Origin of the sequence: Marinobacter gudaonensis, assembly GCF_900115175.1 — a bacterium.
In the GTDB taxonomy this organism is placed as follows: domain Bacteria; phylum Pseudomonadota; class Gammaproteobacteria; order Pseudomonadales; family Oleiphilaceae; genus Marinobacter; species Marinobacter gudaonensis.
Genome location: NZ_FOYV01000005.1, coordinates 34,824 through 51,743, shown reverse-complemented (window position 1 = coordinate 51,743; position 16,920 = coordinate 34,824). Strand labels below are relative to the sequence as shown.

The window sequence follows — 16,920 nt, the reverse complement described above, 5'->3', positions numbered from 1 at the left end:
TAGTTTACCTGTTCCCATGGGGTCTGTCGAAGCTTCGGCGGCTTACTTCGCTCACTGAGCTCGGGGGCTGCGGCTTGCAACTTGGACCTCAAGAGTGGCGGGCTGCGCCCATAGGGACTCCCTTCCAAAAACCGCTACGAGCACATCCATGTGCGCTTGGCGAAGGCCATCCATGGCCTTCGACATTTTTGGAAGGGAGTCCCTATGACCGCGAGCATACCTCGGAGTGGAACGCCGCAACCTTCGAAACGCAATTAATGCTCGGTTACGGAGACACTTGAAATAGAGCCGGTCAGGTTCCGCTCCCGGGTGGAGAGTTCGGCGCCTACCCTTCGGGCGATATCGCGGTAACGGCGGGCCACTTCGGAGTCCGGTTCGGCGATTACCGAGGGTGTGCCGCCATCGGTCTGTTCGCGGATGGTCATGTGCAGAGGCAGCTGGCCGAGGAGTGTGGTGTCGTATTCCTCGGCGATGCGTTCGCCGCCGCCGTGGCCGAAGAGGGGTTCTTCGTGGCCGCAGTTGCTGCAGATGTGCACGCTCATGTTTTCGACCACGCCCAGCACGGGGATGTCGACTTTGCGGAACATTTCGATGCCTTTCTTGCCATCCAGCAGGGCGATGTCCTGCGGTGTGGTGACGATCACAGCGCCGGTGACCGGCACTTTCTGGGCCAGGGTGAGCTGGATGTCGCCGGTGCCCGGGGGCATGTCGACGATGAGGTAGTCGAGCTCGTTCCAGAGGGTCTGCTGGAGCAGTTGCATCACGGCGCCGCTGACCATGGGGCCGCGCCAGACCATGGGGGTTTTCTCGGTAACCACGAAGGCCATGGAGTTGGCTTGCAGGCCGTGGGCGTCCATGGGAACGAAGTATTTGTTCTCGCGGGTATCGGGGCGTTTGCCTTCGGGCACGCCGAGCATCATGCCGATGCTGGGGCCGTAGATGTCGGCGTCGAGGATGCCAACCTTCGCGCCTTCGGCCTGAAGGGCCAGGGCGAGGTTGACGGCGGTGGTGGATTTGCCAACGCCGCCCTTGCCGGAGGCCACGGCGATGATGTTTTTGACACCCGGCACCGAGGGCAGATCTTTCTGGACTTTGTAGGCGTGGATTTTCTGGCCCACATGGATGTCCACGCTTGCCACACCGTCGACGTCTTCCAGGGCGTTCCCGACCAGTTGCTTGAGGGCGCCAGCGATGCCTTTCGAGGGGTACGGCAGTTCGACCATCAGGGTCACGTTGCCGCTATCGTCGGCGTTCAGGGATTTGACGGCACCCAACTCGTAGAGGTCCTTGTTCAGGTACGGGTCACGGTATTGGCGAACCGCGGTCTGCAGGGCCTGCTCAGAAATCTGTGTCATCGGGTTCTCCGGAATAAGCTCATGCTCGATTTAAAGCACGGAAACAGGTGATTCGGATGAAAAATATCTGCTCGGAAGGTATCATCTGTGCCCGTTTCTGACCATATGGGGTCTTTACCTGGCGCAATCAATCCGGAAGCGGCCAGAACCCCGAAACTGTCTTTCCAACCCGACTCAACATAAGGTTCGGACATCACCATGACGCAAGCGAGCAAGCAACAGCGCGACATTCTGGTTACCAGTGCCCTGCCGTACGCCAACGGCCCGATCCACCTGGGGCACCTGCTGGAGTACATTCAGACCGATATCTGGGTGCGCTATCAGAAGATGCGGGGCCAGAACTGCTACTACGTTTGCGCCGATGATGCCCACGGCACCGCCATCATGCTTCGTGCCGAGCGCGAGGGCATTACTTCCGAGCAACTGATTGATCGCATCCGTGGCGAGCATCAGGAAGACTTCGCCGGCTTCCACATCCGTTTCGACAACTACTACAGCACGCACTCGGAGGAAAACCGTCAGTTCTCCGAGTACATCTATCGCCAGTTGCAGGAAAACGGGCACATTGCCACGCGCAAGATCACCCAGTTCTATGATCCTGAGAAGAAAATGTTCCTGGCGGACCGGTTCATCAAGGGCACCTGCCCCAAGTGCAAGACCGAGGACCAGTACGGCGACAACTGCGAGGCCTGCGGCGCCACCTACACGCCGGCAGAGCTGATCAACCCGCGCTCGGCGGTATCCGGCGCCACACCCATCGAGAAGGAATCCGAGCACTACTTCTTCAAGCTGCCGGATTTCCACGATTTCCTGGCTAAATGGACCCGCAGCGGCACCCTGCAGCCTCAGGTTGCCAACAAGCTGGCCGAGTGGCTGGACGCCGGCCTGCAGGAGTGGGACATCAGCCGCGATGCGCCCTACTTCGGGTTCGAGATTCCCGACGCACCCGGCAAGTACTTCTACGTGTGGCTGGATGCCCCCATCGGTTACCTGGCCAGCTTCAAGAACCTGTGTAACCGCGAAGGCATCGATTTCGAGCACTTCTGGAAAGCTGATTCCACCGCCGAGGTCTATCACTTCATCGGCAAGGACATCATCAACTTCCACGCGCTCTTCTGGCCATCCATGCTGCACGATGCCGGCTTTCGCACACCAACAGCCGTCTGGGCCCACGGCTTTGTGACCGTTAACGGCAAGAAGATGTCCAAGTCCCGCGGTACCTTCATCATGGCCCGCACCTACCTGGACCATCTGAACCCGGAATACCTGCGCTACTACTTTGCCGCCAAGCTGACCGGAAGCGTGGACGACATGGACCTGAACCTAGAGGACTTTGCCGCCCGGGTGAACTCGGATCTGGTGGGCAAGGTGGTCAACATTGCCAGCCGCAGCGCCGGTTTTATCACCAAGCGGTTTGACGGCCAGTTGGGTCAGGTCACCGAGCACGCCAAGCTGAAGGAATTCATCGAGGCTGGCAAGGAGATCGAGGAATTCTACGAGGCCCGTGAGTTTGGCCGCGCCATGCGCCGGATCATGGAACTGGCGGACATTGCCAACCAGTACGTCAATGATGAGCAGCCGTGGGTGATCGCCAAGCAGGAAGGCCAGGACGAGAACCTGCAGGCCATCTGCACCAACGCCATCAACATGTTCCATCTGCTGATGACCTACCTGGCGCCGGTACTGCCGGAAACCGCCAAGGCGTCGGAAGCGTTCCTGAACGCCCCCCTGGACTGGAACAAGCGCAGCGAGCGGCTGGAGAACCACGGCATCAACAAGTTCAAACCGCTGATGAACCGGGTGGACATGGCGCAGATCGAGAAAATGCTCGACGCCTCCAAAGAGGAGTTGCCTGCAGCGACCGGCAAACCGGCACCGTCTGCCAATCTCGAGCCGATTGCCGATGAAATAGAATTTGGCGACTTCGCAAAAGTGGATCTCCGAGTGGTGAAGATTGTCAAAGCCGAACACGTGGAAGGCGCCGACAAGCTGCTTCGCCTGACTCTTGACGTGGGGCATGGCGAGCGCAACGTGTTTGCTGGTATCAAGTCGGCCTATACACCGGAGGATCTTGAAGGTCGGCTCACGGTGATGGTGGCCAACCTCAAGCCCCGGAAGATGAAGTTCGGCATGTCGGAAGGCATGGTTCTGGCTGCAGGCCCAGGGGGCAAGGACATATTCATCCTGTCTCCGGATTCCGGCGCTACGCCGGGCATGCGGATAATGTAACGACCGGCGGTCAGAGCGCTGTCAGTTGCCAATGGAGCAGATTAAATGACCGAATTTCTGCTGATTCTGGTCAGCACCATTCTGGTGAACAACTTCGTGCTGGTTCAGTTTCTGGGCCTGTGCCCGTTCATGGGCGTGTCCGGCAAGCTGGAGACAGCGATGGGCATGTCCCTGGCCACCACCTTTGTACTGACCCTGGCCTCTGTGTGCAGCTACCTGGCCTACACCTACTTGCTGGAGCCGCTGGACCTGGCCTTCCTGCGCACCATCACCTTCATCCTGGTGATTGCCGTGGTGGTTCAGTTCACCGAAATGGTGGTTCGCAAGACCAGTCCCCTGCTCTATCGCGTGCTGGGTATCTTCCTGCCGCTGATCACTACGAACTGCGCCGTGCTTGGCGTTGCGCTTCTGAACATCAACAAGCAGAACAATTTCGTGGAATCGGTGTTGTACGGATTCGGTGCGGCCGCCGGCTTCTCCATGGTCCTGGTTCTGTTTGCGGCCATGCGTGAGCGGATTGCGGTGGCGGATGTGCCGGTGGCGTTTCGGGGCGCTTCCATCGGTCTTGTGACCGCAGGCCTGATGGCGCTGGCCTTTCTGGGCTTCACCGGTCTGGTCAGCGTGTGACGGGCGTGCAGAAAGAATTGGGGAATCGGGAGTAGCAGCCATATGTGGACCAGTGTACTGATCGCCGTTGTCGTTCTTCTGGCCCTGGCCGTGGTCTTCGGAGGCCTGCTCGGCTTCGCCGCCGAACGATTCCGGGTGGAAGGCAACCCGCTGGTGGATGAAATTGACGCCCTGCTGCCCCAGACCCAGTGCGGTCAGTGCGGCTACCCCGGCTGCCGCCCCTACGCAGAGTCCATCGCAGAGGGCGGCCCGATCAACAAGTGCCCGCCCGGAGGTGAAGGCACCATCAAGGCGCTGGCAGATCTGCTGGACGTTGAGCCGGAACCTCTCGACGCGGAACACGGAGTAGAACAGGTCAAACGGGTGGCTGTGATCCGGGAAGACGAATGTATTGGCTGCACCAAGTGCATCCAGGCATGCCCGGTGGATGCGATTCTGGGGGCTGCCAAGCACATGCACACGGTGATCGAGAGCGAGTGTACCGGTTGCGATCTGTGCGTCGACCCCTGCCCGGTGGACTGCATTGACATGGTGACAGTAGAGCCCGACATCCGGAGCTGGACCTGGACGCCACCCCGACCCGGCGTGATCGCCACCGACCGTCAGGGAGCCAGTGCCTGATGACACAGCTTTGGGACTTTTCCGGCGGTATCCACCCGGCCGAACACAAGGAAATTTCCACGGCGCGCCCGATTCGGGCGGCAGGTATTCCTGAGCGCCTGGTTCTGCCACTGCAACAGCACATCGGCGAGCCGACCGAAGCCCTGGTGGCCGTGGGCGACCGGGTTCTCAAGGGCCAGAAGATCGCTGACGTGCCGTCGGGAACCGGCGTTCCCGTGCATGCGCCGACCTCGGGCGTTATCGAAAGCATTGCCGACCTCCCGGTACCGCACCCCTCGGGCATGACCGATCGCTGCCTTGTCCTGAAACCCGATGGCGAAGACCAATGGCAATCGAGGCAACCGATCCCGGATTACCGCTCGCTGGATCGGGATCAGGTGCTCCAGGTCATTCGCGACGCCGGCATCGCGGGTATGGGCGGCGCAGGCTTCCCCACTAATATCAAGCTTCGTCCGCCCAGGGACCGCAAGGTCAGCACGCTGATCCTCAACGGCGCCGAATGCGAGCCCTACATCACGGCCGATGACATGACCATGCGCGAGAAGGCGGACCGGGTGGTCGCCGGCCTCAAGATCATGGCCTGGATTCTCCGCCCGGAACGCTGCGTGATCGGCGTCGAGGACAACAAGCCCGAAGCCATCGCAGCCCTGCGCAAAGCCATTGAGGGCACGCAGACCGAAATTGCCGTGATCCCGACCAAGTATCCCTCGGGCGGCGAAAAACAGCTGATCCAGATCCTCACCGGAATGGAGGTTCCCAGCGGCGGCATTCCTGCCGATATCGGCGTTATGTGCCAGAACATCGGTACCGCCGTCGCCGTGGCAGACGCGGTGCTGGAAGGCTCCCCGCTGATTTCCCGGGTGGTCACCATCACCGGCGACGCCGTGCGCCAGCCGGGCAATTTCGAGGCCCTGATCGGCACACCCATCGAGTACCTGCTCGAACAGGCGGAGGTGGAACAAAGCGCAGTCAGTCGCCTGGTGCTGGGCGGCCCGATGATGGGCTACACCCTGACCACCGAAGCAGTGCCGGTCGTCAAGACCACCAACTGTGTGATTGCCGCCACCGCCGAGGAGCTGCCGGCCCCACCGCCGGAACAACCCTGCATACGCTGCGGCCAGTGCGCCGAGGCCTGCCCCATGGAGTTGTTACCTCAGCAGTTGTTCTGGCATGCCAAAGCCACAGAGTTCGAAAAGGCCGAGCACCTGAATCTGTTTGACTGCATAGAGTGTGGCGCCTGCTCCTACGTGTGCCCGAGCTCGATCCCGCTGGTGCAGTACTACCGGTTCGCGAAGGGTGAAATCCGCATACAACGGGCTGAGCAGATCAAGGCGGACCGGGCCCGGGAGCGGTTCGAGGCCCGACAGGCACGTCTGGAACGGGAGCAGCAGGAAAAGGAACTGCGCCGCAAGGAGCGGGCCCAGGCTGCCGCCGAGGCCCAGGCGAAGAAAGCGGCAGAGGCGGAAAAAGCTGCGGAAAGTGGTGAGGCCGATGACGAGCGTGCGGCCAAGGCGGCGTTGGTTGAGCAGGCACTGGCGCGCAAGAAAGCAAAGTCCGAGGCAGCCAGGCCGAAGGAACCCGCCGAAGCGCCGGCGGAAGATGGGCCGGATATTGAAGCGCTGGAAAAGCAACTGACCCAGGCCCGCGCCAAGCTGGAAACCATGCAGGGCATGCTTGACGAAGCGAAAGCCCAGCAGGCGGACAATGTCGACAAACTGGAACGGGCCGTGGCCAAGAATCACGACCGGGTCCAGAGGGCCGAAGCGGCCCTTGCGGAGGCACAACAGTCCCAAACCGGCCAGCAGGCCCAGTCCCAGACCACCCAATAAGCGGAATCAGGCACGACACCCATGGCGTTTGTTCAGCAATCCTCCCCCCACGCCCACAGGGCCCGGCCAACCTCCCGGGTAATGATGTGGGTGATGATCGCCGCCTTGCCGGGCCTGCTGGCACAAACCCTGTTTTTCGGATGGGGTAACCTGATCAACGTGGTGTTCTGCATTGCCGTTGCCATTGGCTCTGAAGCTGCCCTTCTCGCACTGCGCAAAAAGCCGGTGGCCTTTTTCATCCGGGACAACACTGCGGCTGTAACCGGTCTGCTCCTGGGCCTGTCTCTGCCCCAGTTCACACCCTGGTGGGTGTCGGCGGTGGCGGTCATTTCCGCCATCGTGGTTGCCAAGCAACTCTACGGTGGCCTTGGCTCAAACCCCTTCAATCCGGCCATGGTGGGCTATGCCCTGGTGCTGGTGTCCTTTCCAGTGGCCATGACCACCAACTGGGCTGAACCGGCAACGCTATGGGGTGGCGCGCCGGGCTTTGGCGACACCCTTGCCACCATAGCCTCCGGACAGCAAACGGCGGTCGACGGCTGGACCATGGCTACGCCCTTAGACGAGTACAAACACAAGATTGAGACCCATACCGCCGCGGAGGTTCTTGCCCACCCAACCTTTGGTGAAGGTATTGCCCGGGGCTGGGAGTGGGTCAACGCGGGCTTCCTGGCCGGTGGCCTGCTGCTGATTGGACTTCGCATCATCAGCTGGCACATTCCGGTCGGTTTCCTGGCCGGCCTGGCGGTAATGAGCCTCGCGTTCGGCAGCAACGCTGATCTGTACGCACCGCTCTCCCTGCACATGCTTGCAGGCGGCACCATGCTGGGTGCCTTCTTCATAGCCACTGATCCAGTCTCGGCAGCTACCAGCCACCAGGGCAAGCTGATCTACGGCGCCGGCATTGGCGTTCTGATCTATCTGATTCGCACCTGGGGGAATTACCCGGATGCCGTCGCCTTCAGTGTGCTGCTGATGAATTTCGCAGTACCGTTCATTGATCATTACACCCCACCGCGCACTTACGGCCATCACAAGGCCCGCCGGGGCGTGCCAGGGAGTCAGGGATAACCATGGCTGCAGTTGCCAAATCCATCCGCCGCAGCGCCATCGGCCTGGGCCTGTTCGCCATCATCACCGGTGGCACCATTGCGGTTACCCAGGTCGCAACCGAGGAGCGCATTCGCGAACAGGCCGCCCGGGCCGAGGCCCAGGCGCTGTTCGAAATCATTCCGGAAAGCCGCCATAACAACGATCTTCTCAAGGACACCGTACAGCTTCCTGCCAGCGAACGGTTGGCCCAGAGCGGCCCGGTGACCGTCTGGGTGGCTCGACAAAACGAGCAACCGGTGGGGCTGATCATGCCCGTGGTGGCGCCCGACGGCTATTCCGGCAATATCAACCTGCTGGTGGGTATTGATATGAATGGCACGATACTGGGCGTTCGCGTAACCAGCCACAAGGAAACGCCGGGGCTGGGAGACAAGATTGAACTCAAGAAATCCGATTGGATCCGAACCTTTACCGGCCGCTCCCTGGGGAGCCCACCTCACCGGGAATGGAATGTCCGGAAAAACGGCGGTGAGTTCGATCAGTTTACCGGTGCTACGATTTCACCACGGGCGGTGGTAAAAGCGGTGCAGAAGGCGCTGATTTACTTCCGCGATCATCGGCAGGTGATTCGGGAGCGCCTCAATGAGCCGCCCTCCCCCAGGGAACGGCCACTGGAGCCGGAAGCGATCGCCGGAAAGTCATCCACCAGGGAGCACTCCTGATCATGGCAACCAAATCAGCCAGCGACATCATCCGAGACGGGCTCTGGTCCAATAATCCGGCGCTGGTACAGGTACTCGGCCTGTGCCCCCTGCTTGCCGTCACCAGCACGGTGGTCAATGCCATCGGGCTGGGACTGGCCACTCTGATGGTACTGATGGGGTCCAACCTCGCCGTTTCGCTGATACGCAACTTTGTTGGCGAGTCGGTCCGTCTGCCGGCGTTCGTAATGATCATTGCCTCCTTCGTAACCTGCGCGGAGCTTTTGATGCAGGCCTTTACCTACGAGCTTTACCAGATACTGGGCATCTTCATTCCGCTGATTGTCACCAACTGTGCCATCCTCGGCCGCGCCGATGCCTTCGCCTCGAAGAACGCCCCCGGCCCCGCTCTGCTTGATGGCGCAATGATGGGTATCGGCTTCCTCCTGGTGCTCATTGTTCTGGGTGGCATGCGTGAGCTCGTTGGCCAGGGCAGCCTGTTCGTAGACATGAACCTGCTGTTCGGCCCAACGGCCGCCGATTGGGTCATTCGCCCTTTCGAGAACTATCCGGACGTGCTGTTCATGATTCTTCCGCCCGGTGCCTTCATTGGCCTTGGCCTGTTGATTGCCCTGAAAAACAGCATTGACCACCAGCTCAAGGAACGCCGTAAGGTTAACGAGCCCGCACCTGTGAGCTCCGGCAGCAAACGGGTTCGGGTAACAGGCAACGTATCCTGACATTCCGCCAGACAACGATCGACACTCGATGAACAAGCAGAAGCGTACCGAGATCTTTACCAGGCTCAGAGAAGCCAACCCGAACCCCACGACGGAACTGAACTACTCCAGTCCGTTTGAGCTGTTGATTGCGGTGATTCTGTCGGCTCAGGCCACAGACGTGGGTGTCAACAAGGCCACCGACCGGCTGTTTCCGGTGGCCAACACCCCCGAGGCCATCCTGGCACTCGGTGTTGACGGGCTGAAGGAATACATCAAGACGATCGGGCTCTTTAACAGCAAGGCTGAGAACGTCATCAAAACCTGCCGGATTCTGGTAGAGCAACATGGAAGCCAGGTACCCGAGCGCAGAGAGGATCTCGAAGCCTTGCCAGGTGTTGGCCGGAAAACGGCGAACGTGGTTCTGAACACTGCCTTTGGCCAGCCGGCGATGGCTGTGGACACTCACATCTTCCGGGTTTCAAACCGTACTGGGATTGCGCCCGGGAAGAACGTGCTGGAAGTGGAAAAGCGCCTGATGCGCCTGGTGCCAAGGGAATTTCTGCTCGACGCCCATCACTGGCTGATCCTGCACGGCCGTTACACCTGCACCGCCCGTAAGCCGAAATGCGGCGCCTGCATCATCGAGGACCTGTGCGAGTTCCGGCACAAGCGGGATTATCTGTAACTGCACCAACAGAAAAGCCGGCCCGGGGCCGGCTTTTCGTTCTTCAGGCTCACTGCGTGGCGTATTAACGCTGGCCCAGCATTTTTTCTTTCAGATCTTCCTGGGCAGGTTTGTCCGAGAGCCAGATCCCGAATAGCGCCTTCTTGAAAGCCAGGTCGCCAATGGTGTCCTTGTGCTCACCGTTCTTGAGTACCTTCACGCCTTCACTTGGCAGATACACCAGATCAAAAACGTCGCCTTCCTTGATCTCCTCCTCGAACACCGCCATAAACTGGTCAACATCGCCCTGGATCGCGGACATGTCACCATCGGTTGACGCCTTGAACCCCTCCAGTGTGGCTTCTGTCATGCGCTCACTGGTGATCATCCCGGAAATGATGTGCAGGGTAATCGCCTGGGGTTCGTCGGCGTTGATGACCGCTTCACCATCGTTGATGGTCTCCGGCACGTACAGGCCGCCCACATACAGATCCATGAACCACTTGGAGCGGGTACCTGCACCGTTGAGCTTGAGCTCGGTATCCATGGCGGAGTACGTATCCGGAACGTCAACACCCTCTACCTCAAGTGCCGATGCCGGTGCAGACAGCATGGCCGCCATTACGACAGAGACAAAACCGGTTGTAAGAGCCTTCTTCATAGTCCTTTCCTTTTCGATCGTTATTATTGACGTGTTTCATTCGTGCACCGGGTTTCGACACCCTTATCCCCGCCCGGTGCTGGCATTCTATCAATGAGGCCGGCCCGAGAAGCGCAACGTGGTTCTCATTTGCAGCGATCCTGAAACACAAAAGCCGGCGGGAGCTTCTCCGGCCGGCTTTTGATCGAAAGATGACGCTAAGGTTACTTGAACAGCAGATTCCCCGACAGTCCCTCCTTCTCGAGAATCTCCCGCAGACGGCGCAGAGCCTCTACCTGGATCTGCCGGACCCGCTCTCGGGTAAGGCCAATCTCCTGTCCCACTTCCTCCAGGGTACTCACCGGGTAGCCCCGCAGACCAAAGCGGCGTGACAGAACTTCCTGCTGTTTGTCGCTAAGCTGGTCAATCCACTTCTCAAGGCACGAACACATGTTGTTGTCCTGGAGAAGGTCAGCCGGATCAGAGGCACCTTCGTCGGCAACGGTGTCCAGCAGCGACTTTTCGCCACCACTGCCAATGGGCGTATCCATGGAGGCAACGCGCTCATTCAAGCCCAGCATACGCTTCACATCGGCTACGGGCTTGTCGACCATGCGGGCGATTTCTTCGGCCGAGGGCTCGTGGTCCAGTTTCTGGGTGAGCTCCCGGGCGGCCCGCAGGTAGAGGTTGAGCTCCTTTACCACATGAATCGGCAGGCGAATGGTGCGGGTCTGGTTCATGATGGCCCGCTCAATGGTCTGGCGGATCCACCAGGTGGCGTAGGTCGAGAACCGGAAGCCGCGCTCCGGATCAAACTTTTCAACCGCCCGGATCAGTCCAAGGTTGCCCTCCTCGATCAGATCCAGCAGTGTGAGCCCACGATTGACATAGCGTCGAGCAATCTTGACCACCAGGCGCAGGTTGCTTTCGATCATTCGTTTACGCCCGGATTCCTCGCCCTTACGGGCCAGCCGGGCAAAATAGACCTCTTCTTCCGGTGTCAGAAGGGGGGAAAACCCGATTTCGTTGAGATAAAGCTGGGTGGCGTCCAGCTGTTTCTGGCTGGTGAAGTAGCGCCCCTGGGTGGGAAAGTCCTCTTCGACTTCGGCAACTTCGTCGTTTGCCTCCTTGTCGACTTTTTCCTCGGCTAACAGTTGATCGTCTGCATCCTCAATGTCTGATACGCGATCAATAATGATGTCTTCTTGCTCTGCTGACATAGGTGTTGCCCCGCCTCAATAATCCTGGATTTCTGCCCGATACTTCTTGTTATTGCGGACCTTCTGGTTTCGTGCTTTTCTTCAGGACATTTTGTTGGCTGGCCTCTCGCGGCCAGTACCGTTCTTGTTTTTGTGTCGAACGCGGTTTTTTTGTCAGTGCCGTCGTGATCTGGCCGCCTGCTGAGCTGACAGCTTTCCCTGCTAGCGAGGCGGCAGGTAGTGGACTGGGTCAACCGGGTTGCCATTCTTGCGGATCTCAAAATGCAACATGGGTCGTTCAGCACCACTGCTACCGAGCTCTGCGATCACTTGCCCGGCGTTCACATCCTCCCCTTCCTGCACCAGAATCTTCCGGTTATGAGCGTAAGCACTCAGATAGTGCTCGTTATGATTCACGATAATGAGATTACCGTAACCTAGCAACCCGTTACCGGCATAGACGACATTTCCTGCCGCTGCTGCCCTTACAGCATCCCCGGGTTTTCCGGCAATATCAATACCTTTATTGACTTTTCCGGATGTTGAATATCCAGCAATTACGGTGCCAACGTGCGGCCAGCGCCACTCGATACGGGCCACCGTCTGCGTCTGGGAGGCCAGCGGTTTGTTGCTGGCCGGTGCCTTGGTCACCGCAGGCTTGGGTGCCGTGGAGGCCGTTGGACGGGGCGCTGAAACTCTGCTCGCAGACCTTGGCGGCGAACTACCCGAATCAGCAGTCTGCCTGCTGGATGTTACAGTTCCGCGAAGGTCCAGGCGCAGCACCTGGCCGGCCTTCAGGTTCCACGGAGGTCCGATACCGTTGGCGCTACCCAACTCCCGATAATCACGGCCGTAGCGCCAGGCGATGCTGTATAGCGTCTCGCCCGGTTGCACGACGTGTCGGCCCCAGTAGACGGGAGGGTTGTAGATATCGTCCTGATACAGTGCCGGAGTGTTGCAACCGCTCAACATCAGCAGGAGCAGAAGAAGAGACAGCAGACGAGACGTTTTTCCGGGCCAAGCGCGCCCGAGGGCACCGAAGGGGAACCGCGGGGAAGCCGGCAGGCCGGCCAGAGAAAGCCCACGCAAAAAAATCACAGGAATAAAAACGACCCAATTATGAAAATTCGATATAAAAAGCGTGCCCGCTCAAAGCTATTTCTAGGTTTCTTATAAAGTTTACGGAGTAACTTGCTAATATATTGCACATTTCCTGATGCAAGCCAAGTTACCTTCCGGTCACTGCTGTTACCTCAAGAAACAACCGCAAGGTCCTTCTGGTAACACTGTCCGTTGTCCGATCGGACCTCAGGCCCCCCGGGGCGCTCCGGATCGGCGCCCTCCAACCCATTCCACCACAATCACAAGAAAGAAACCCGCCAGGGCTGCCAGAACCGCCAGCGCCACCTTCGGATCCTGCCCCATCTGCTCGGCAAAGGTCCACGGCAGGACGCTCACCTCGTTCACAGGCACCTTCTCGCCCGCGCTGTTTACCCGCCAACTCAAGGTCTCCTTCCAGGGCCATACCTTGTTCAGGGCACCGATCATGAAGCCAGTCAGCAATGCCAGCACCAGGTCGTGAAAATGATGGAACGCCCAGGTGATCAGACGGGCGATGGAAAGCAGACCCACCAGACAGCCGAACATGAAGAGAAACAGCACACCCAGGTCCAGGGACTTGATGGCGGCCAACACCGGCGCGTACATTCCGATCACCAGGAGAATGAAGCTGCCGGAAATGCCCGGAAGAATCATTGCACAGATGGCCAGCGCCCCGGCCCCGAAGAACACCAGGGACGACGGCGAAGCCTGTCCGGCCGACAGGGTGGTTACCCACCACGCGAAACCTATGCCAACGATCAGAGGCAGAGCCAGGCCAACCCGGTAATGGCGGACCTGTCGACCCACGTGCCACACGGAGGCGACAATCAGACCGAAGAAAAAGCTCCAGACCAGGATCGGAAATTGCACCAACAGGTAGCTGATGGCCGAGGCGAGTGTTGCGATACTGGTGAGGATCCCGGCCAGCAGAGACAACAGAAAAGCTCCGTCGCAGGCGCGCCAGAATTCGCCGAACTGACGTTTTCGGAGCAGACCGTAAACGGCGGGTGGCACCGCATTGATGGCTTCCAGAAGACGGAAATAGATGCCCGTAATGAACGCAATGGTGCCACCGGACACCCCGGGTACGATATCCGCCGCACCCATGGCCAGTCCCCTGAGGAACACGCTTCCGCGACTCTGGGATCGCTCAATGTCCTGATCGGCGGTACGGCTTTGCGGATTATCCATGGCTATCGGACAACCCCGCCAAGCAGAGGAACAAAGCGGACCGGCTCCAGCTCCCGGTGCTCAAACCGGTCACCCCGACGGATCACCTCCACCAGCACCTGGTTCTCCTCTCCTACCGGCGCAATCAGAACCCCGCCATCTTCGAGTTGTGCCAAAAGTTCTCTGGGTATTTCCACAGGAGCAGCGGTCACGATAATACCGGCGAAAGGCCCTCGCTCGGGCCAGCCCATACCGCCATCCGCGTGTTTGAGAAAGACATTGCGGGCCTGGAGCTGGCGCAGACGTTCGCGCGCCCGGTCCTGCAACGCCTTTATACGCTCAACGCTGTAGATCTCCGGAAACAGGCGTGACAGCACCGCGGTCTGGTAGCCTGAACCCGTACCCAGCTCAAGTACCCGGGCCGGCCCATGGGCCAGCATCAGTTCCGTCATACGGGCCACAATGTAAGGCTGCGACAGCGTCTGCCCATAGCCGATAGGTAAAGAAGTGTCCTCATAGGCGCGATGAGACAGGGCTTCGTCCAGAAAGATATGGCGGGGCACCTCGCCCATAACCTCAAGGACCCTGTCCGACTGGATACCCCCATCCCGCAGGCGCTGTACCAGCCGCATCCGGGTGCGCCTGGAGGTCATTCCGATGCCTTCAAGCTGAGTTGTCATGCGCTCACCCCCGGGCCACCCTCCAGGGCATCAACCCACTCGCGCAGGGAGCTCAGGGCTTCGTGGCGGGTCATATCGATGTGCACGGGCGTCACCGAGACGTAGCCCTCACGCACCGCATGGAAATCGGTACCGGGACCGGCATCCCCGCCCTCGCCCGCGGCGCCGATCCAGAAGCGCTCCTTCCCACGTGGGCAGGTCATCGGAACCGCCCCCTCGGCACGTTCCCTGTGGCCAAGGCGGGTTACCCGGATACCCGCCAACTCGTCCCAGGGGACGTCAGGCACATTCACGTTCAGAATGGATCGCGGACCCAGCACCATGGGCCGGCCGCTTTCCAGAAGCAAACGCACGACACGGGCAGCGGTTTCATAATGAAAGTGGCCGTCGTTGACCAGGGATACAGCAATGGCTGGCAATCCCAGGTGCCGGCCTTCAGTGGCAGCGGCAACGGTGCCCGAGTAGATGATATCGTCGCCGAGATTGGCGTGGGTATTAATGCCAGAGACCACCCGATCGAACGGTTCGTGAAACAGGCCGTTCACGGCCAGGTGCACACAATCGGTGGGCGTACCGTCGACGGAACGGAAGCCATTAGGATGCTCTTCCACGGTCAGGGGTCGGTTCAGGGTCAGCGCGTTGCTGGCGCCGCTATGGTCGCGATCCGGCGCAACCACTTCCAGGTCGCCCACTCCCTGGAGTCCTTCGTGCAGGGCAATCAGCCCCGGTGAATGAACGCCGTCATCATTGGACAACAGAATACGCACAGTGTTCTCCGCTAGCTTTGTTCGTCGTTATGTCGGCCGAGGCTCATGTCCTCAAGCTCGAAAAGATCACCCAGCATGGTGGTCGCGTACTGGCCTGGCGCAAGGAAGAACGCCAGCTCCAGACAATCCTCTGTGAGCCATTGCCAGGTCAATTTCTCCGGTTTCAACGCCAGGGCCCGCCGTTCGGGTTTCATGCGGGTTGACGAAAACACGGCTTCCACCTCTGGCGATCGGGCCACCACATCCCGCTCCAGGGCACCGGTCGAGCCGGTGGCCGTGGTACCGCCATCTCCCCAAAGTGGGCCAGTAGCCCCCTCGCGGCGCCAGCTGCCGTCCGTTACCCGGGCTGCAAGCACTTCATTGAACAGCCAGGAACGTGCCGCCGAAAAGTACAATACGTTTTTCGAGTCTTCGCTGCCACCACGCTTGCCACGCCCGCGACGTTTTCGGCCGGAACCGGCATGACGATTCATGGCGGACGGGTCCATGGAAACCGCTCGATCCAGGTTGGCGCCCGCCTGTCCGAAGCGCTGGGGACCGAAATAATTGGGAGCGCCGAACTCGGCAAGGCGGGCCAGAGCCTGCTCTATCTCGATCCGGGAGCCCTGTACATCGCGCAGAGTAATCACAAAGTGATTGCCGCTGTGCTCGCCCCGGCGAAGTTTCCTGGGCTGCCGGCAAGCCGACAGCACCGGCCAGCGCTGGCCGATGACCTGAATCAGCTCTGAATCCTGTCGCTCCCCGCCCGGACGATACAGGCTGAACCACTGGCAGGTAACGGCGTGTCGGTCCTTGAGGCCACAAAAGCCCACATCAAAGTGGCGGCTGCCGGCCAGCCTGGCCAGTTCCCGGGCAACATACTCGGTATTGTCGCCGGTTTTCTGCAGTTTCAGACAGAGATGCTCTCCAGCACCAGTTGTGGGATCTCCGCTGATGGCATTCGCATCCTGAACTGGCAGCTCGAGCACCTCATCAACGCGAAAATCCTCAGGGGAGCGTTTGAGTAGAGCCCGTGCCACACGAGTACCACCGGAAGTCGGCCAGTCGAGACGCCATTGGCTCACGACTCCACCAGTTCCAGCAGGCAGATGGCCTGACAGGCAATGCCCTCACCGCGGCCGGTGAACCCCAGGTTTTCGGTGGTGGTGGCCTTCACGCTGACCCGGCTGGCGGGAATACCAAGATCTTCGGCAATATTGAGACGGATGGCATGGATGTGCGGCGCCATCTTCGGTGCCTGGGCAATGATCGTGGAATCGACATTGACTACGCTCAGACCCTCTTCACGGATGCGGACCATCACCCGGCGCAGCAAATCGCGGCTGTCGGCCCCGGCCCATTCGTCACTGGTATCCGGGAACAGGTGGCCAATGTCGCCCAGTGCAGCGGCACCCAACAGGGCATCTGCGAGCGCATGCAAGAGTACGTCACCGTCCGAGTGTGCTTTAAGACCATGAGAATGGGGGATTTTGACGCCCCCCAGGGTGACAGTATCACCTTCACAGAAGGCGTGGACGTCAAAGCCCTGACCAATACGCATAGGATGCTCCGGGGAGATTCGG

At 59.9% G+C, this 16,920-nt stretch carries 17 protein-coding genes; 8 read left to right on the top strand and 9 right to left on the bottom strand.

Features of this window, described 5'->3' with window-relative positions:
* Positions 1 to 254: 254 nt before the first annotated feature.
* A complete protein-coding gene (gene apbC / locus BM344_RS17080; RefSeq protein WP_091992392.1) occupies positions 255 to 1,355 on the bottom strand; it encodes an iron-sulfur cluster carrier protein ApbC in 1,101 nt (366 codons plus the stop codon).
* A 198-nt stretch (positions 1,356 to 1,553) separates the two neighbouring features.
* Between apbC and metG the strand changes: the two genes are divergently transcribed.
* The 8 genes from metG to nth are packed head-to-tail and all read left to right on the top strand — an operon-like array spanning position 1,554 to position 9,822.
* Positions 1,554 to 3,584, top strand: coding sequence for a methionine--tRNA ligase (metG, locus tag BM344_RS17075; protein WP_091992391.1), 2,031 nt, complete (start codon positions 1,554 to 1,556; stop codon positions 3,582 to 3,584).
* A 45-nt stretch (positions 3,585 to 3,629) separates the two neighbouring features.
* A complete protein-coding gene (gene rsxA / locus BM344_RS17070; protein WP_091992390.1) occupies positions 3,630 to 4,211 on the top strand; it encodes an electron transport complex subunit RsxA in 582 nt (193 codons plus the stop codon).
* A gap of 42 nt (positions 4,212 to 4,253) precedes the next feature.
* Positions 4,254 to 4,832, top strand: a complete 579-nt coding sequence (gene rsxB / locus BM344_RS17065; protein ID WP_091992389.1) for an electron transport complex subunit RsxB — start codon at positions 4,254 to 4,256, stop codon at positions 4,830 to 4,832.
* Positions 4,832 to 6,661, top strand: coding sequence for an electron transport complex subunit RsxC (gene rsxC / locus BM344_RS17060; protein ID WP_091992388.1), 1,830 nt, complete (start codon positions 4,832 to 4,834; stop codon positions 6,659 to 6,661). The genes rsxB and rsxC overlap by 1 nt, the downstream gene beginning before the upstream one ends.
* A gap of 21 nt (positions 6,662 to 6,682) precedes the next feature.
* A complete protein-coding gene (rsxD, locus tag BM344_RS17055) occupies positions 6,683 to 7,732 on the top strand; it encodes an electron transport complex subunit RsxD (protein ID WP_091992387.1) in 1,050 nt (349 codons plus the stop codon).
* Between the two features lie 2 nt (positions 7,733 to 7,734).
* Positions 7,735 to 8,436 carry an electron transport complex subunit RsxG gene (gene rsxG, locus BM344_RS17050; RefSeq protein ID WP_091992386.1) on the top strand — a complete coding sequence of 234 codons (702 nt, stop codon included), beginning with the start codon at positions 7,735 to 7,737 and terminating at the stop codon, positions 8,434 to 8,436.
* Positions 8,437 to 8,438: 2 nt separating this feature from the next.
* Positions 8,439 to 9,155 carry an electron transport complex subunit E gene (locus BM344_RS17045; RefSeq protein WP_091992385.1) on the top strand — a complete coding sequence of 239 codons (717 nt, stop codon included), beginning with the start codon at positions 8,439 to 8,441 and terminating at the stop codon, positions 9,153 to 9,155.
* Positions 9,156 to 9,183: 28 nt separating this feature from the next.
* Complete coding sequence (nth, locus tag BM344_RS17040; protein ID WP_091992384.1) at positions 9,184 to 9,822, top strand: endonuclease III; 639 nt, start codon at positions 9,184 to 9,186, stop codon at positions 9,820 to 9,822.
* A gap of 64 nt (positions 9,823 to 9,886) precedes the next feature.
* Here nth and BM344_RS17035 read toward each other — a convergent pair whose 3' ends face one another.
* The 8 genes from BM344_RS17035 to ispF all read right to left on the bottom strand — a co-directional run bounded on the left by BM344_RS17035 (position 9,887) and on the right by ispF (position 16,898).
* Positions 9,887 to 10,462 carry a chalcone isomerase family protein gene (locus BM344_RS17035; RefSeq protein WP_091992383.1) on the bottom strand — a complete coding sequence of 192 codons (576 nt, stop codon included), beginning with the start codon at positions 10,460 to 10,462 and terminating at the stop codon, positions 9,887 to 9,889.
* A gap of 203 nt (positions 10,463 to 10,665) precedes the next feature.
* A complete protein-coding gene (rpoS, locus tag BM344_RS17030) occupies positions 10,666 to 11,661 on the bottom strand; it encodes an RNA polymerase sigma factor RpoS (RefSeq protein WP_091992382.1) in 996 nt (331 codons plus the stop codon).
* A 201-nt stretch (positions 11,662 to 11,862) separates the two neighbouring features.
* Positions 11,863 to 12,291, bottom strand: coding sequence for a murein hydrolase activator EnvC family protein (locus tag BM344_RS17710; protein WP_228143677.1), 429 nt, complete (start codon positions 12,289 to 12,291; stop codon positions 11,863 to 11,865).
* 657 nt (positions 12,292 to 12,948) lie between these two features.
* Entirely contained in the window at positions 12,949 to 13,932 is a 984-nt protein-coding gene (locus tag BM344_RS17020; protein WP_228143676.1) for a DUF368 domain-containing protein, read from the bottom strand.
* A gap of 2 nt (positions 13,933 to 13,934) precedes the next feature.
* Complete coding sequence (locus BM344_RS17015; RefSeq protein ID WP_091992381.1) at positions 13,935 to 14,591, bottom strand: protein-L-isoaspartate(D-aspartate) O-methyltransferase; 657 nt, start codon at positions 14,589 to 14,591, stop codon at positions 13,935 to 13,937.
* Complete coding sequence (gene surE, locus BM344_RS17010; protein ID WP_091992380.1) at positions 14,588 to 15,358, bottom strand: 5'/3'-nucleotidase SurE; 771 nt, start codon at positions 15,356 to 15,358, stop codon at positions 14,588 to 14,590. The genes BM344_RS17015 and surE overlap by 4 nt, the downstream gene beginning before the upstream one ends.
* Before the next feature lie 11 nt (positions 15,359 to 15,369).
* Positions 15,370 to 16,422: a tRNA pseudouridine(13) synthase TruD gene (truD, locus tag BM344_RS17005; RefSeq protein ID WP_091992379.1), complete on the bottom strand. Its 1,053-nt coding sequence runs from the start codon at positions 16,420 to 16,422 to the stop codon at positions 15,370 to 15,372.
* Positions 16,419 to 16,898: a 2-C-methyl-D-erythritol 2,4-cyclodiphosphate synthase gene (gene ispF, locus BM344_RS17000; RefSeq protein ID WP_091992378.1), complete on the bottom strand. Its 480-nt coding sequence runs from the start codon at positions 16,896 to 16,898 to the stop codon at positions 16,419 to 16,421. Before ispF ends, truD begins: the two co-directional genes overlap by 4 nt.
* Between the last annotated feature and the right edge of the window lie 22 nt (positions 16,899 to 16,920).

What these genes read in the sequence shown, in the direction of transcription:
- BM344_RS17035 (WP_091992383.1), bottom strand. Translation starts at nt 10,462, where the DNA reads ATGAAGAAGGCTCTTACAACCGGTTTTGTCTCTGTCGTAATGGCGGCC.
- nth (WP_091992384.1), top strand. Translation starts at nt 9,184, where the DNA reads ATGAACAAGCAGAAGCGTACCGAGATCTTTACCAGGCTCAGAGAAGCC.
- rsxD (WP_091992387.1), top strand. Translation starts at nt 6,683, where the DNA reads ATGGCGTTTGTTCAGCAATCCTCCCCCCACGCCCACAGGGCCCGGCCA.
- rpoS (WP_091992382.1), bottom strand. Translation starts at nt 11,661, where the DNA reads ATGTCAGCAGAGCAAGAAGACATCATTATTGATCGCGTATCAGACATT.
- BM344_RS17020 (WP_228143676.1), bottom strand. Translation starts at nt 13,932, where the DNA reads ATGGATAATCCGCAAAGCCGTACCGCCGATCAGGACATTGAGCGATCC.
- metG (WP_091992391.1), top strand. Translation starts at nt 1,554, where the DNA reads ATGACGCAAGCGAGCAAGCAACAGCGCGACATTCTGGTTACCAGTGCC.
- rsxB (WP_091992389.1), top strand. Translation starts at nt 4,254, where the DNA reads ATGTGGACCAGTGTACTGATCGCCGTTGTCGTTCTTCTGGCCCTGGCC.
- ispF (WP_091992378.1), bottom strand. Translation starts at nt 16,898, where the DNA reads ATGCGTATTGGTCAGGGCTTTGACGTCCACGCCTTCTGTGAAGGTGAT.
- BM344_RS17045 (WP_091992385.1), top strand. Translation starts at nt 8,439, where the DNA reads ATGGCAACCAAATCAGCCAGCGACATCATCCGAGACGGGCTCTGGTCC.
- BM344_RS17015 (WP_091992381.1), bottom strand. Translation starts at nt 14,591, where the DNA reads ATGACAACTCAGCTTGAAGGCATCGGAATGACCTCCAGGCGCACCCGG.
- rsxA (WP_091992390.1), top strand. Translation starts at nt 3,630, where the DNA reads ATGACCGAATTTCTGCTGATTCTGGTCAGCACCATTCTGGTGAACAAC.
- apbC (WP_091992392.1), bottom strand. Translation starts at nt 1,355, where the DNA reads ATGACACAGATTTCTGAGCAGGCCCTGCAGACCGCGGTTCGCCAATAC.
- rsxG (WP_091992386.1), top strand. Translation starts at nt 7,735, where the DNA reads ATGGCTGCAGTTGCCAAATCCATCCGCCGCAGCGCCATCGGCCTGGGC.
- rsxC (WP_091992388.1), top strand. Translation starts at nt 4,832, where the DNA reads ATGACACAGCTTTGGGACTTTTCCGGCGGTATCCACCCGGCCGAACAC.